12 protein-coding genes are annotated in these 15,495 nt (G+C 72.1%); 2 read left to right on the plus strand and 10 right to left on the minus strand.

Annotated elements, in window-relative coordinates; genetic code table 11:
• The first annotated feature begins 157 nt into the window (after positions 1–157).
• A complete protein-coding gene (locus CCL05_RS39785; protein WP_086565477.1) occupies positions 158–904 on the plus strand; it encodes an IclR family transcriptional regulator in 747 nt (248 codons plus the stop codon).
• A gap of 64 nt (positions 905–968) precedes the next feature.
• Here the strand turns inward: CCL05_RS39785 and CCL05_RS39790 are convergent, their stop codons facing one another.
• The 4 genes from CCL05_RS39790 to CCL05_RS39805 form a co-directional block, all read right to left on the minus strand.
• The gene (locus CCL05_RS39790; RefSeq protein ID WP_086565478.1) at positions 969–2,153 is read right to left on the minus strand and encodes an aminotransferase class V-fold PLP-dependent enzyme; all 1,185 of its coding nucleotides are present in this window, start codon (positions 2,151–2,153) and stop codon (positions 969–971) included.
• Between the two features lie 112 nt (positions 2,154–2,265).
• Entirely contained in the window at positions 2,266–3,705 is a 1,440-nt protein-coding gene (locus CCL05_RS39795; protein WP_086565479.1) for an NAD-dependent succinate-semialdehyde dehydrogenase, read from the minus strand.
• Positions 3,702–6,578: an FAD-binding and (Fe-S)-binding domain-containing protein gene (locus CCL05_RS39800; RefSeq protein ID WP_086565480.1), complete on the minus strand. Its 2,877-nt coding sequence runs from the start codon at positions 6,576–6,578 to the stop codon at positions 3,702–3,704. Before CCL05_RS39800 ends, CCL05_RS39795 begins: the two co-directional genes overlap by 4 nt.
• On the minus strand, positions 6,575–7,843 hold the full coding sequence (locus CCL05_RS39805) for an aspartate aminotransferase family protein (protein WP_086565481.1): 1,269 nt from the start codon (positions 7,841–7,843) through the stop codon (positions 6,575–6,577). The genes CCL05_RS39800 and CCL05_RS39805 overlap by 4 nt, the downstream gene beginning before the upstream one ends.
• Before the next feature lie 226 nt (positions 7,844–8,069).
• Here CCL05_RS39805 and CCL05_RS39810 point away from each other — a divergent pair, with 226 nt between their 5' ends.
• Positions 8,070–9,692, plus strand: coding sequence for a PucR family transcriptional regulator (locus tag CCL05_RS39810; RefSeq protein WP_086565482.1), 1,623 nt, complete (start codon positions 8,070–8,072; stop codon positions 9,690–9,692).
• A 3-nt stretch (positions 9,693–9,695) separates the two neighbouring features.
• Here CCL05_RS39810 and CCL05_RS39815 read toward each other — a convergent pair whose 3' ends face one another.
• From CCL05_RS39815 to paaA, 6 genes are all read right to left on the minus strand, one after another.
• Positions 9,696–11,450, minus strand: coding sequence for an RICIN domain-containing protein (locus CCL05_RS39815; RefSeq protein WP_107400579.1), 1,755 nt, complete (start codon positions 11,448–11,450; stop codon positions 9,696–9,698).
• Between the two features lie 198 nt (positions 11,451–11,648).
• The gene (gene paaE / locus CCL05_RS39820; RefSeq protein WP_244204558.1) at positions 11,649–12,764 is read right to left on the minus strand and encodes a 1,2-phenylacetyl-CoA epoxidase subunit PaaE; all 1,116 of its coding nucleotides are present in this window, start codon (positions 12,762–12,764) and stop codon (positions 11,649–11,651) included.
• Positions 12,764–13,279, minus strand: a complete 516-nt coding sequence (gene paaD, locus CCL05_RS39825; RefSeq protein ID WP_086565484.1) for a 1,2-phenylacetyl-CoA epoxidase subunit PaaD — start codon at positions 13,277–13,279, stop codon at positions 12,764–12,766. Before paaD ends, paaE begins: the two co-directional genes overlap by 1 nt.
• The gene (gene paaC / locus CCL05_RS39830; RefSeq protein WP_086565485.1) at positions 13,273–14,100 is read right to left on the minus strand and encodes a 1,2-phenylacetyl-CoA epoxidase subunit PaaC; all 828 of its coding nucleotides are present in this window, start codon (positions 14,098–14,100) and stop codon (positions 13,273–13,275) included. The genes paaD and paaC overlap by 7 nt, the downstream gene beginning before the upstream one ends.
• 9 nt (positions 14,101–14,109) lie before the next feature.
• Positions 14,110–14,403 carry a 1,2-phenylacetyl-CoA epoxidase subunit PaaB gene (paaB, locus tag CCL05_RS39835; RefSeq protein ID WP_020274713.1) on the minus strand — a complete coding sequence of 98 codons (294 nt, stop codon included), beginning with the start codon at positions 14,401–14,403 and terminating at the stop codon, positions 14,110–14,112.
• Positions 14,400–15,386, minus strand: a complete 987-nt coding sequence (gene paaA / locus CCL05_RS39840; protein WP_086565486.1) for a 1,2-phenylacetyl-CoA epoxidase subunit PaaA — start codon at positions 15,384–15,386, stop codon at positions 14,400–14,402. Before paaA ends, paaB begins: the two co-directional genes overlap by 4 nt.
• Positions 15,387–15,495: the final 109 nt, after the last annotated feature.

Genomic DNA, 15,495 nt, shown 5'->3' on the forward strand with positions numbered 1-15,495 from the left:
GCCGGCCGGGGGCAGGGCCAGGTGCCACCGCAGGGATCCGCGTGCGTGCCGTAATGTGGAACGCCATGCTTAAATACGGCACGACCGTGCCTGCGACCCCGAGAGGGAGTCAAGAGGTTGAGACCGACGAACGAAGACTGACGGGGCCTCGATGGAAATGAAGAGCGTGACCAGGTCGCTGCGCATCCTGGAGGCGGTCGCCCACCACCAGCCCGTGACGGTGGGCGAGTTGACGAAGCTCTTCGGTCTGCCCAAGTCGACGGTGCAGCGCACGTTGGTCAGCCTGAACGAGGCGGGATGGCTGCGGGCGAACCGCCAGGACACCACCCGCTGGGAGATCGGCGCCCGGGTGCTCGCCGTACGTCCGGCGGCGCTTCAGGGTTCCAGTCTGTTCGCGGCGGCGAGGGAGCCCATGATCCGGCTGCGGGACGCGCTGAACGAGACGATCCACCTGTCGGTGCCGGACGCCTTGCAGTGCATGGTCGTCGTCGACCGGGTGGACTGCGCTCACGCGGTGCGGACGTACTACGCGATCGGCGACACCTCTCCTCTGCACGCCACCGCCACCGGGCGCGCGATCCTGGCCCATCTGCCGCCGGCCGACGTGGACGAGCTGGTCGCCCAGAGGCTGGAGCGCTACAGCGACGCGACGACGGTCGACCCGGCCGAGCTGCGCGCCGAGCTGCAGCGGGTGCGCAAGGACGGCTACGCCGTCAACCGCAACCAGTACCGCCCCGATGTCTGCGCGATCGCCGCACCCGTCCTCGACGAGGACGGCACACCGCTCGCCTCCGTGGCCGTCTCCATGCCCGACTCCCGCTACGACGCCGACCGGCTGCCCCAGTGGGGCCGCCTGGTCGCCGACACGGCGTCCGGCATCAGCGATCGCCGACTGGGCGCGTGACAGCCCGGCGCGCATGACGGCGCCCCTGCTGCCGACGGCCGGCAGGGGGCGCCGCGTTCTCGCGTCAGGGGCGGCCCGCCCTCTGCTTGTCCACCACTTCCGCGAGAGCGTCCACGAAGCGGTCGAGCTCGCTCTCGCGCATGTAGACGTGGGGCGACACGCGCAGGCCTCTCAGGTGGCGTACCTCCCGGTACTTCACATGCACCCGGTGCGCGTCCCGGAGCTCCTGTTCCACTGCTCTGGAGTCCAGGCCGTCGACGGAGAAGAGGCTCACCGCGCCCAGGGTCTCCGTGTCCAACGGCGTGTGCAGCCTGAACCCGGGGATCGCGGCGGCACGCTCCGCCCAGTACCGCGTCAGCTCCCGTACGCGCGCGTGGACGGCCCGGACCCCGATCTCCCGGTGGAAGCGCGCCGCCGGCAGGATGCCGGCCTGCAGGGCCGAGTTGTACGTGCCGAGGTTCCAGTGGTCGAACTTGTCGACGCGCAGTGGCGGCGGATCGAAGGGGGCCAGCAGGGGCCAGGTACGGTCGATGACTCCCTCCCTGACGACCAGCATGCCGTTGCCGACCGGGGCGCCCAGCCACTTGTGCAGACTGGTGACGAAGAAGTCGCAGTCCAGGTCACGGAAGCTAACCGGCAGCTGCGCGAAGGTCTGGGCGCCGTCCACCACGGTGAGCGTCCCGTTGTCCTTCGCCAGCCGGCACAGCCGCTTCGCCGGCACGACCCGTCCCGTCCAGTGGGACATGTGGGTGATCTGCAGGACACGGGTGCGCGGTGTCAGGACCGCCGCGTACGCCTCGAAGATCTCGTCGTCGCTGTCCATGAGGTCGTAGTCGGCGGTGACGACCTCGATGCCCTCGCGTTCCTGCCGCTGGAACCAGGCGGCGCGCACGCTCGGGTAGTCCCAGTGCGAGACCACGACCTGGTCGCCGGCGACCAGCGGGATACCGAAGATCGCCGTGCACAGGCCCTCGGTGGAGTTCCGGTTCAGCGCGATCTCGCCGGGGTCGCAGTCGATCAGCCCGGCGAGTTCCGCCTTGGCCTCGGGGAGCGCGAGGTCGAGGTTGCTCCACATGTTGCGGTCGGGGTTCCGGTTGACCAGCCGGTAGGCGTCGATCGTCGCCTGCTCGACGACCAGGGGCGGCGGGCTGACCGCCGCGTTGTTCAGGTTGAGCAGGGGCTGCTGCTCCGGGTAGGCCGCGCGGACGTACTCCCAGAAGTCGTCCTGGCCCGGGGTGGGACTCGCCATGGTGCTTTCTCCGATGTCATGGGGCCGGTGCGCCGGGCGTGTCGGCCGTGGGCCGGGTACGTGGGGGCCTTCCGCGGTGGGCCATGGGGCATGGCTCAGGGCGGAAACGCCGTCATCGCACGGGCACCGCGACGTACTGGTACTCCAGGAACTCCTCGATGCCGACCCGGCCGCCCTCACGGCCGAGCCCGGACTGCTTGACACCGCCGAACGGCGCGGCCGGGTTGGAGACGAGGCCGGTGTTCAGGCCCACCATGCCCACCTCCAGACCCTCGCTGACACGCAGCCCGCGGTCCAGACCCTGGGTGAAGACGTAACCGACCAGACCCCAGGGCGTGTCGTTGGCCCGGCGCAGGACCTCGTCCTCGTCGTCGAAGGTGAGGATCGCGGCCACGGGGCCGAAGATCTCCGTGTCCATCAGGCGGCTCTCGGGGGATACATCCGTGAGCACGGTCGGCGGGTAGAAGCAGCCCGGCCCCTCCGGCGTACGGCCGCCGACCAGCACCTGGGCGCCGCGCTCCACCGCGTCGGCGACGAGTTCCTCGACCTTGCCGCGTCCGGTCCTGTCGATCAGCGGGCCGACATCGACTCCGTCGCGGGTACCGGGTCCCACGACGAGCGCGCCCATCCGCTCGGCGAGCCGCCGGGCGAACTCGTCGGCAACCGACCGATGGACGAAGAAGCGGTTCGCAGCCGTGCAGGCCTCGCCCATGTTGCGCATCTTGGCGACCATCGCGGCGTCCACGGCCACGTCCAGGTCGGCGTCGTCGAAGACGATGAACGGGGCGTTGCCGCCCAGCTCCATCGACGTCCGTACGACGGTGTCGGCGCACTGGGCGAGCAGGATGCGGCCGACGCCCGTGGAGCCGGTGAAGGACAGCTTGCGGATCCGGCCGCCGCGCAGGAGGGGTTCGCAGACCTCTCCGGCGCGGGAGGTGGTGACGACGTTCAGCACACCGTCCGGCAGCCCGGCCTCCTTGAGGATGCCGGCCAGCGCGAGGCTGGACAGCGGGGTCTGCGGGGCGGGCTTGAGGATCATCGTGCAGCCCGCCGCGATCGCCGGGCCGATCTTGCGGGTGCCCATGGCCAGCGGGAAGTTCCAGGGCGTGATCAGCAGGCAGGGCCCGACCGGGCGGCGGGAGAGCAGCATGCGGTTGCGCCCGTCGGGCAGCGTGCCGCATCCGCCGTCGATGCGTACGGCTTCCTCGGAGAACCAGCGGAAGAACTCGGCGGCGTACGCCACCTCTCCCCTGGCCTCGGCGAGCGGCTTGCCCATCTCGGACGTCATCAGGTGGGCGAGTTCGTCCGTGCGCTCGAGGATGAGCTCGTAGGCGCGGCGCAGGATCTCGCTGCGGGCACGGGGCGCGGTGCGTGCCCAGTCATGCTGGGCCTGAACGGCCGCTTCCTCAGCGAGCTTGGCGTCCTTCGGACCGGCGTCGGCGACGTGGCAGAGGATCTCGCCGGTCGCGGGGTCGTCGACGGGCATGGTGGCGCCGTCCGCGGCGTCCACCCAGGCACCGCCGATGAACAACTGGTTCAGTACGTCGGTCATGATGTCTCTCCTGTTTGATCGGCGGCGGGGTCGAGGAGTTCCGCGAGGTGCAGGGCGCGGATGTCCCGGCCGTCGGCGAGGTGGTCGATCTGGGTGGCGCAGCTGAAGCCGTCGGCCACGACGGTGCGTCCGTCGAGGTGGTCGATGCGGGGTGTGAGGGCGAGATCGGCGACGGCCATGGAGGTTTCGTAGTGCTCAGCCTCGAAGCCGAAGTTCCCGGCGAGTCCGCAGCAGCCCTCGGCCTCGTCGACGCCGCGTACGCCGAGCCGACGCAGCAGGTCGGCGGGACGCCTGCCCTTGAAGGTGGCGTACTCGTGGCAGTGGGTCTGGAGGACGACGTTCTCGGGCAGCGGCGGCGGGCTCCAGTCCGGGTCGGCGAGATCGGTGAGGGCCCCGGTGAAGGTCTGGACGCGGCTCGCCACGCGCTGGGCGGCCTCGGTGCCGAGCAGTTCGGGGACGTCACGTTTCAACGCGGCCGCACAGCTCGGCTCGGCCACGATGATCGGCCTGTCGTCACCGTCGTCGAGCGCGGCGACCGTGCGGGCCATGATCTTGCGGGCGACGTTCAGCTGTCCGGTGCTGACCCAGGTCAGCCCGCAGCACAGTCCGTCCCGCGGCGCGCTGGGGATACCGGCGTCGGCCAGCACACGGCTCGCGGCTCCCGCGACCTCGGGGCGGAAGGCGCGGGTGAAGCTGTCCACGAAGAGCACGGCCTTGGCGGGCCCTGGCGCCTTGGCCGCGCGCAGGGTCCTGCGCAGGGCGCGCCGGGAGGCGAAGGCGGGGATCCGGCGCTTGGTGGTCACGCCTCCGAGACGGGCGAGGAGCTTGCCGACCGGCCCACGCAGCAGTGCGTTGATCGGACAGGCCGCGTATCCGGCGAGGGCGGAGGTCCGGGGCAGCCAGCCGAGCGAATAGTGGGAGCGCGGGCGCAGGCGGCCCTTGTAGTGCTGGTGGAGGAACTCCGCCTTGTACGTCGCCATGTCGACACCGACCGGGCAGTCGCTGGAGCAGGCCTTGCAGGACAGGCACAGGTCGAGGGCGTCGCGCACCTCGGTCGAGCGCCAGCCGTCCTGGACGGCCTCGCCGCGCACCATCTCCTGGAGCAGCCGGGCCCGGCCGCGGGTGGAGGCGTTCTCCTCGCCGGTGGCCCGGTAGCTCGGGCACATCACACCGCCCGCGTCACTGCGGCAGCGGCCCACACCGACGCAGCGGCGTACGGCGCCCGCGAAACCGTCCTCGTCGTGCGGGAAGGTGAACGTCGCGTCCACGAGCGGGAGTTCGCGCAGGGCGAGGTCGGCGTCGAGCGGGGCCGGGTCGACGATGACACCGGGGTTGAGCAGCCCGTCGGGGTCGAAGATCTGCTTGAACGCGGCGAACGCGGCGATCATGCGGTGGCTGTACATGACCTCCAGCAGTTCGCTGCGGGCCCGCCCGTCACCGTGCTCACCCGACAACGTGCCGCCGTGCTCGACGACCAGCGCGGCCGCCTCGGTCAGGAACCGGCGCAGGACCGTCCGGCCGGCCTCGGTGGCCGGGTCGAAGTCGATCCGCACGTGCACGCATCCCGCGCCGAAGTGCCCGTAGAGCACGCCGGTCAGGTCATGGGTGGTCAGCAGTTTGCGGAAGCCGCGCAGGTAGGCGGCGAGGTTCTCGGGCGCGACGGCCGCGTCCTCCCAGCCGGGCCAGGACTCTCCGCCGTCCACGAGCCGGGCGGCCAGCCCCGCCCCGTCCTCACGCACCCGCCACAGTGAGCGCCGCTCGGCCGGGGTCTCGACGACCCGGCCGCCGGTCATCCGCCCCCGGGCCTTGAGAGCGTCGAGGAGCTCAGCGGCGCGGGCGTTCACCGCGTCCTGGTCGTCGCCTTCGAGCTCGACGTACAGCCAGGCCCGCCCCTCGGGCAGGCCGGTGACGGAGTCCGGGCCGCGGCGGGCACGCATGGTGGCGACGATCGCCTCGTCCATGCCCTCCACCGCGCTGGGCGACCAGTGCAGGATCTCCGGCACGTCCTCGGCGGCATCGACGACGTCGGCGTAGCCGAGGGTCAGCAGCGCTGATGCCTGTGCGGTCGCCACCAGGCGGACCGTCGCGGCGGTGACGACCGCACAGGTGCCTTCGGTGCCCACGAGGGCGCGGGCCAGGTCGAAGCCGTTCTCGGGCAGCAGGTGCTGCAGCTGGTAGCCGGAGACCTGACGCGGGATCCGGCCCAGCTCGGTGCGGATCAGTGCCAGGTTGTCCTCGACCAGCCGCCTGAGGTCGGATTCGAGCCGGGCGACGCGCCGTACGGCCTCCGCGTCGCCCGGCTCCGCGGCACGCAGCCCGGAGTGGTCGGCGACGGCCCGCACGCCGTCGGCCGTCACGATCTCCAGGGCCTCGACGTGGCCGCTGGTCCGCCCGTCGCGCACGGACCGGTTGCCGCACGCGTCGTTGCCGATCATGCCGCCGAGGGTGCAGCGGCTGTGCGAGGACGGATCCGGCCCGAAGTCGAGCCCGTGCAGGGCGGTCGCGCCGCGCAGTGCGTCGAGGACGACACCGGCCTCGACCCGCGCGGTACGCGCCTCCTCGTCGATGTCCAGGATCCGGTTCATGTACCGGGAGAAGTCCAGGACGACTCCGAGCCCGACCGCGTTGCCGGCCATGCTGGTGCCACCGCCCCGGGCCGTGACCGGCACGCCCGCCTCCCGGCAGGCCCGCAGCACCGCGACCACGTCGTCGGCGGTGCGCGGGAAGGCCACGGCCCGGGGCGGCACACGGTAGTTGGAGGCGTCGTAGGCGTAGGGGCCCGTCGCCCCCGGGCCGGTCTCCACCCGCAGGCCGGGCGCGATCTCGGCGATGCGGGCCGCCAGACCCGCCAGGTCGCGGGTGGTGGTGGTCATCGGCCCGCCGCTCCCGAGGTGCCGGCCGCGACGGCGTTCGCCCAGGCCTGGAGGCCCTCGTCCACGCCCGCCTCGTCGATCACGAGGGCGGGGATCATGCGGACGACCTGGTTCCACGCGCCGCACAGCAGCAGGAGCAGGCCCTCGTCGATGGCCGCGCGCTGCACACGGGCGGCGGTCTCGGGATCGGGGCCGCCGTCCTCGGTGACGAACTCGGTGGCGAGCATGAGGCCGAGGCCGCGGACGTCGCCGATGCCCGGGGTCCGGTCGGCCACCGCCTCCAGGCCGTGGCGCAGCCGCTTGCCCATCGCCTCGGCGTTCTCGACGAGCTTCTCGTCGCGGACGACGTCGAGGGTCGCGCAGGCCGCTGCGCAGGCGACGGCGTTGGCGCCGTACGTGCCGCCCTGCGAGCCGGGCCAGGCCTTGGTCATCAGTTCCTCGGAGGCGGCGATGCCGGAGAGGGGGAAGCCGCTGGCCAGACCCTTGGCGGTGACGAGGATGTCCGGGGTGACGCCGAAGTGGTCGTGGCCCCAGAAGCGCCCGGTGCGGCCGACGCCGGTCTGCACCTCGTCGAGGATCAGCAGGAAGCCGTGCCGGTCGGCCCGCTCCCGCAGCCCCTCCATGAAGGCGCTGTTCGCGGGCACGTACCCGCCCTCGCCCAGCACCGGCTCGACGATGATCGCGGCCGTGTCGGCGGGCGACGAGATCGTCTGAAGCGTGTAGTCGAGCTCCTTCAGCGCGAAGCGGGTGGCGGTCTCCTCGTCCCAGCCGTAGCGGAAGGCCGTCGGGAACGGGGTGACGACCACACCGCTCATCAGCGGGGAGAAACCGGACCGGAAGCGGGTCCCGGAGGTGGTCATGGAGGCGGCGGCGACCGTACGGCCGTGGAAACCGCCGTGACAGACGATGACGTTGGGCCGGCCGGTGGCCTGGCGGGCCAGCCGCAGTGCCGCCTCGACGGCCTCGCTGCCGGAGTTGGTGAAGAACAGGCTGTCCAGACCGGCCGGCAGCACCTCGCCCAGCTTGTCGACGAGGCGGCGCAGCGGCTGGTGCATGACGGTCGTGTACTGGCCGTGGATCAGCGTGCCCACCTGCTCCTGTGCCGCCGCCACGACCTTGGGGTGGCAGTGCCCGGTGCTGGTGACGCCGATGCCGGCGGTGAAGTCGAGGTAGCGGCGGCCGTCCTCACCGTAGAGGTGGACGCCTTCGCCCCGGGCCGCCACCACGGGCGTGGCCTGGCGAAGGTGCGGCGACAGTGCGGTCATTTCGTCTCCCGGCCGTACGTCGAGGTCTGATGGGTTGCTCAGCTCCGGTATCCGAGCATCCAAGCCGCCGCGAAGGGCGACAACGCGTGATCTGTCCAGCCGGAACGCGTTGTTCGGACGTTGTGTCAACCGCCGGACCCCCCGGGTACCTCCCGTCCCTCCCGTGGGCAGCTCTTGCGCAGGTCAGTGCCGCTTGTCAGAGTGACCGGGCGAGCAGGGAGACACCGTGAACGAGACCCACCCGACGGCCCCGGCCGGTCGCGCGCCGACCGTCGCCGACGTCCTGGCCCTGCCCGTCCTGGCCGCCGGACAGCCCCAGGTCGTCACCGGGCTGGCCCAGCTGGACCGGCCGGTGCGCTGGGTGCACATCACCGAGCTGACGGACCCGGCCTCCTTCCTCAAGGGCGGCGAGCTGGTCCTGACCACGGGCATGCCGCTGCCCGAGGACGCCGCGGGGGTCCGCCGGTACGTCGACGAACTCACGGAGGTGGGAGCGGCGGCGCTGGTCATCGAGCTGGTACGGCGCTACCACCGTCCGCCCGAGGCCCTCGTCCAGGCCTGCCGGGCCCGGGGGCTGCCCCTGGTGACCCTGGCCCGGGACGTCAACTTCCTGGAGGTCACCCAGGTCGTCCACGCCCTCATCCTCGGCAACCAGGCCGACGCGATGCGCCGGACGCAGCGCGTCCACGAGGCGTTCACGGCCCTGACCTTGCGCGGCGCGGGCCCGGAGGACGTGGTGCGCGCGGCGGCGGAGATGAGCGGCCGGACGGTCGTCCTGGAGAACCTGGTGCATCAGGCACTGATCTGCGAGCCGTCGGGGAGCACCGTGGGAGAGGCGCTCACCGGCTGGGAGCAGCGCTCCCGGGCCACCGCGCCCGGCGACCACACGGAGGTGGGCGGCCCGGAGGGCTGGCTCACCGCGCCGGTCTCCTACCAGGGCGAACGCTGGGGCCGCCTGGCCATGCTGCCGTCCGCCGGCGAGGGGCCGGGCTTCGGGCCGGAGCACGTCACCGTCCTGGAGAGAACGGCGATGGCCCTGACCGTCGCCCGGCTCATCCACGCCACGCCCTGGGAGCACACGGCCCACCGCAACGCCCTGCGGGAGCTGGCGGAACAGCGCCACCACTCCCCCGAGGACGCCCGCGCCCGGTGCGCCGCGCTCGGCCTGCCCACCCGGGACAGCCGCTTCCTGGCGATCCTCGTCGACCTGGGCACCGGTGCCGGGCGGAGCGAGCCCGAGAGCCGGCTGCACGGGGAGCTCCGATCGGCGGGGGTCCCGGCGCTGGTCGGAGAGCTCTCCCCCGGCCGCCTCGGCGTGCTGCTGGCCCTGCGCCCTTCTCAGCCGTGGCGCCCCGTGGCCGAACGCCTGAGCCGCACCGCGCTGAGCCTGGTCCCGGAGGCGATCGTGAGCGCCGGCTCGGAGGTGGAAGAACTCGCCGACGCCGCACGCTCCTTCCGGGAGGCGGCCCGGGTCACCGAGGCCACCCCGCCCGGCCAGCCCCTCCCCGCGGACCGCTCCTTCCACGAGCTGCCGGACATCGACCTGCGCCGCCTGCTGTACGCCCTGCGCGAGGACACCCGTGTCCAGGACTACACCGAACGGCGGCTCGGCCGGCTCATCGACCACGACACCCGGCACGGCACGGATCTGCTGACGACGCTGGGGAACTACCTCGACGCCGCCGGCAACAAGACCACCGCGGCCCGCCGCGGCGGACTGTCCAGGGAGACCATGTACCAGCGTCTGCGCACCATCGAACGCCTCCTCGACACCGACCTGGAATCCGGTGAGCGGCGCACCGAACTCCACGTGGCACTCACGGCGTTGCGCGTCCTGCGCGCGGAGTGAGCCTCACTCGGGACGAGGCCCCACCTGCCGGACCAGCCGCCAATCCTGCGAGCCGTCCTCGACCGCGTTCTGCAGGGTGAGCGGCGCCCCTCGGGACGCGCCGGTCAGGTACAGGTCCGGGTTCCGCGCCGCCTGGAACCTGTAGGAGCCGTCGTCGGTCCTGATGACGTTCCAGCTGCCGGTGGCGTTGTCGTCGACCCACTGGCCGATGCGCTGCCCGGCGGAAGCGGTCCCGGTCCAGATCGCCGCCGCCCGGCCGCCCGACTTGTTCAGCAGGGTCGTACCGCCCTGCGGCCGGGTCACCACGTGCCAGTACTGGGTGTCCTTGTCCGCGGTCGCGCCGGTGTCCTCCAGGCGGACGTCGGGGACGTCACCGTTGCCGATGTTCGCGTCGTTGGTCTTGCCTCCGGTGCCGACGACCTGTCCGGTCCGGCGGTTGACGAGCCGGTAGTAGGCGCCGTCCGAGTGGCCGAGGTCGACCTCGGCGTGGGCGATCACCGACGTGTCCTGGTTGTTGAGGATCACGATGCGGCCGGTGCCGGCGACGTACTGGAGGTTGCGGCTGTAGCCGGCCCGCGAGGTCGTCTGGTACTCCTTCCACACGCCGTCGCTGCGTCCGCTGTCGTTGACCCAGACGTTGCCGCTGCCGGCGGCGTTGTAGACCAGCCGCCCGTCGGGGAGCCGGACGACGACCGGGCTGCCGCCGGTGGCGAGGGGACGGGAGCCGGCGTCGACCGGCAGGGAGGTGACGGGGTTGCCCGCCGAGGCGCGGTAGAACGTCAACGGGTCGTCGGCGAGCGCGTACCTGGTGTTGGCTCCGCCGGCCCAGTACTCGTAGGTGAGCAGCCACTTGCCGTCCGAGGTCCGCACGACGTTCGTCATGCCGGGGCGCCCACCGCCGATCTCCGTCTTGCCGCCGTCCATGTCCTGGGTCAGCCCCGCGACATCGACGACGGGCTCGCTCCACCGGGCGGCGCGTCCGTCCCAGGTCTTGTGCACGAGGATCTGGCCGTGCGAGTCCGGGGCGGTGTCGTTCGCGGGGTCCGGCGTCGGCACGCCCGTGACGGGATCAAATCCGAGGTAGTCGTTCTCGTCGGAGTAGTAACAGACGAGTCGGCCCTTGCGGACCATCAGGTACGGCTCCCAGAGGGGGTCCACCTGCCGGTGCGTGTTCGCGCTCGCGACGTTCCTGCCGATCGCGCCCGCGCTGCCGCCCTGCCAGCCGCCGGTCGCGATGACGTTGACGACCTTCCAGGACCTGCCCTCGTCCGTGCTGGAGTACAGGGCGATCGCCAGGTTTTCGCGGTCCCCGTCGTTGGACGGCGTCCAGTCGGGATCGGCCGCCTTGTGCTCCTTGTAGTACTGGTCGTCGCCCGACACGACGCTCGCGAGCAGGAGCGTGCCCTTCTTCAGCTTCCCGACGGTCTGGGGGAGCACGTAGAGGTACGGATTGGTCCAGTTGCTCGTGTACTTCGCGTAGCGGGGATCACGGGAGAGGTACGCCGGAGCCTTGACCTCCGACAGCGGCTGCCAGGACGTGCCGTGGTCGTCGCTCTTGTAGACCGGCAGCGTCTCCCCGTCGGCGCTGCCCGACCGCGGTACGACGGTGGCCTTCTCGAACGACGCGACCAGGCGTCCGCCCGGCAGTTGGGCCGACTTGGGGTAGACGGCGCAGTTGCCCCGGCCCTTCAGGCACGGCTCGTCCCCGAGCCGGTACAGGACGCCGCCCGTCGGGTTGTAGGCCTGCGCGGTGGCCATGGGTATCGCCAGCAACGCGGCCGCCCCGATGAAGCTGCCCAGCACCGTGGCCGGTCTTCCTCCGTACATGGCCCCTCCACCATCGGCGTCGTCGTATGACTGCGCAGTCAGAGGGGAGTCTGTGGGTGGTCTCGCGCCGCGGTCAAGACCCCGGCGCGGTCTGGCGAGTGAGGGTTCGGTGGGCTACTTGACGCCGGCTCAGGTGTCGAAGTCCACCGTCAGGGCGTCGGAGACCGGGAACGACTGGCAGGTGAGGACGTAGCCCGCGTCGACCTCGGCCGGTTCGAGGGCGAAGTTGCGGCGCATGTCGGCCTTGCCGTCGGTGACCAGGGCACGGCAGGTGCCGCAGACCCCGCCCTTGCAGGCGAACGGCAGGTCGGGGCGGGTCTGCTGGGCGCCTTCGAGGATGCTCCGCTCGCGGGGCAGGGCGGAGGTGGTGGAGCGGCCGTCGAGGGTGACGGTGACCTGGCTGACCGGGCCGGACGGGCCGGTCTCGGCGTGGTGGACCTCGCGTACGGGTTCGTCTTCGGCGTAGAACAGCTCCTGGTGGACGCGGTCGCCGGGGACGCCGAGGCCGGCCAGCACCTGCTGGGCGGCGCGGACCATGCCGTGCGGGCCGCACAGCCACCAGTGGTCGGCGGACTCCACGTCGACCAGCGCGTCGACGAGCGCCGACAGCCGGTCTGCGTCGAGGCGGCCGGAGAGCACCTCGGCCTCGCGGGGCTCGCGGGAGAGGACGTGGGCGAGCTGGAAGCGCGTCGGGTAGAGGTCCTTCAGGTCGGCCAGTTCGTCGGCGAACATCACCGTGCCGGTGCGGCGGTTGCCGTAGAGGAGGGTGACCGTCGAGCGGGAGTCGGCGGCCAGGACGGACTCGGCGATGGAGACCATGGGCGTGATGCCGGAGCCGGCCGCGATCAGGACGTGGTGGCCGGGCGTGGTGAGGTCGGGGGTGAAGGCGCCGGTGGGGGCCATCACTTCGACGGTGTCGCCGGGGCGCACCTCGTGCACCAGCCAGGAGGAGAACAGCCCGCCGGGTACGACCCGGACGCCGATGCGCGGTGCCGTGCCGGCGGGTGAGCAGATCGAGTAGGAGCGGCGCTCGTCGCGGCCGTCGATCTCGCGCCGCAGGGTGAGCGACTGACCGGGCGCGAAGGCGAACTCCTCGGCCAGCTCGGGCGGGATGTCGAAACTGACGGCCGCCGCGTCCTCGCACAGCGGCTGTACGGCGGCGACCCGCAGGGGGTGGAAGACCGGACGTCGGCGGGCTCGCGCGCGGGCCGCCGGGGCGGGGGCCGGCTGCATCAGGTCCTCCATCAGATCTCCTTGACGTACTCGAACGGCTCGTGGCAGGCGAGGCAGCGCCACAGCGCCTTGCAGGACGTGGCGCCGAAGCGGGAGGTCTCCTCGGTGTCGGGGTGGCCGCACCGGGGGCAGGGCACCGAGCGGCGGGTCGGCGACAGCACGAGCGGGACCGGTCCGGCGGCGCGTGCGGGCGCGGCCCCGGGCGGGGCGATGCCGTGCTCGGCGAGCTTGCGCCGGCCGTCCGGGGTGATCCAGTCGCTGGTCCACGGCGGGTCGAGGACGGTACGGATCTCCACGCGCGGGTAGCCGGCGGCCTGGAGCCGGGCGGCCACGCCGGCGCGCATCTCGGCCATGGCCGGGCAGCCCGAGTAGGTCGGGGTCAGGCTCGCGACGACCGTCCCGTCCGGCTCCAGGGACACCTCGCGCAATACCCCCAGGTCGGCCAGCGTGAGCATGGGCAGCTCGGGGTCGGGCACCTGCTCGGCGATGCGCCGGGCCCGTCGCGCGTCCAGGGCCGTCGTCACCATGTCGCCTCCGGGTGGGCGCGGGCCACGCCCTGCAACTCGGCCAGCAGCGGGGCGAGATGTCCGGTGTGCTCCCCGGTGCGGCCGGAGCCGGGCAGCGGCCGGTAGACGGGCATGGGCAGCCCGGCCGCCTCGGTGACCCGGCGCAGGACCGCGACGACCTCGTCCCGTACGTCGTACGCCGTGAACAACTCGCCCAGGTAGGGCGCCACCTGCTCCAGCGCCCGGCGCGTCCGGCGGCGGGACTCGTCGGTTCCGTCGCCCAGCCGCACCGCCCACTCGGCCGCGTACTGCCGGTGGTAGGCCAGCTCCTTCACACCCTTGGCGGCGATCGCCGCGAGCACCGGGTCGCGGTGGGCGGTGAGCCGCTCGAAGTGCGCGAGGCGCCAGGCGGCGAACACCAGCAGCCGCACGATCGAGAACGCGAAGTCGCCGTTGGGAAGCTCGGCCAGGCGTACGTTGCGGAACTCGCCGGCGTCCCGGAAGTAGGCGTAGGCGTCCTCGTCGCGCCCGGTCCCGTCGACCTGGCCCGCGCGGGAGTAGAGCAGGCGGGCCTGGCCGAGCAGGTCGAGCCCGATGTTGGCCAGCGCCACCTCCTCCTCCAGCTCGGGCGCCCGGGTGGTCCACTCGGCCAGCCGCTGGGCCGAGACCAGCGCGTCGTCGGCCAGGGTGACGCACAGGGCGGCCAGTTCCCCGGCGTCCACACCGTCGGGGACGGCGGCGTCCACGCCGTGCAGGGGGTCCTCGAAGCCGGTGCCGTAGGCCCAGCGGGTGTCGTCCTCGTGTCCCTCGGCGAGGGTCATGTAGACGTGGTCGTCGCTCATGCCCTCTCCTCAGATGTGCGGGACGTCGTCGGGGATGTCGTAGAAGGTCGGGTGCCGGTAGACCTTGTCGGCGCTGGGCTCGAAGAAGGGGTCCTTCTCGTCGCGGGTCGAGGCGGCGATGTGCTCGGAGCGCACGACCCAGATGCTCACGCCCTCGTTGCGCCGCGTGTACAGGTCACGGGCGTGGGTGAGCGCCATACGGTCGTCGGCGGCGTGCAGCGAGCCCACGTGGACGTGGTTCAGCCCGCGCTTGCCGCGCACGAACACCTCGTACAGCGGCCAGTTCTGCTTCCCGTCGGTCATGCCACCGCTCCCTTCTCCGCGCGGGCGGCCTGTTTGGCCGCGTGTGCGGTGGCCGCCTCGCGCACCCAGGCGCCCTCCTCGTGAGCCGTGCGACGGCGCTCCATCCGCTGGGCGTTGCACGGGCCGTCGCCCTTGATGACCCGCATCAGCTCGTCCCAGTCGGGCGTGCCGAAGTCGTGGTGTCCGCGCTGCTCGTTCCAGCGCAGCTCGGGGTCGGGCAGCGTCACGCCGAGCTTCTCGGCCTGCGGGACGGTCATGTCGACGAACCGCTGACGCAGCTCGTCGTTGCTGTGCCGCTTGATCTTCCAGGCCATCGACTGCGCCGAGTTGGGCGAGGCGTCGTCCGGCGGGCCGAACATCATCAGCGACGGCCACCACCAGCGGTCCACCGCGTCCTGCACCATCCGCCGCTGTTCCCCGGTGCCCCGCATCATGGTCATCAACAGCTCGTAGCCCTGCCGCTGATGGAACGATTCCTCCTTGCAGATCCGCACCATCGCCCGTGCGTACGGCCCGTACGACGACCGGCACAGGGGCACCTGGTTGCAGATCGCCGCCCCGTCCACGAACCAGCCGATCACCCCGACGTCCGCGAAGGACAGCGTGGGGTAGTTGAAGATCGACGAGTACTTCTGGCGGCCCTCGATCAGCCGCTCGGTCAGATCCGCGCGGTCGGCGCCCAGCGTCTCCGCCGCCGCGTACAGATACAGCCCGTGCCCGGCCTCGTCCTGGACCTTCGCGAACAGAATGGCCTTGCGGCGCAGCGACGGGGCGCGCGTGATCCACTCGCCCTCCGGCTGCATGCCGATGATCTCCGAGTGCGCGTGCTGCGCGATCTGCCGCACCAGCGTCTTCCGGTAGCCCTCCGGCATCCAGTCACGCGGCTCGATCCGCTGATCCCGCGCGATCGTCGCGTCGAAGTGCTCCTGGAGAACCGGCTCGGCGCCGTCCGCCCCCGGGGGGCTGGAGTGTGTCGTGTCCATCCGTCCCACTTCCCAACCGACCATTCGTTCGGTCCATCATAGAACGACCCCGCACGCCTTGGTAAGACCCTGCCGGCTCTTGACAGGCCCCGAGGTGGCTGGATTACTT

The organism is Streptomyces africanus, assembly GCF_002150735.1.
GTDB classification, from domain to species: domain Bacteria; phylum Actinomycetota; class Actinomycetes; order Streptomycetales; family Streptomycetaceae; genus Streptomyces; species Streptomyces africanus.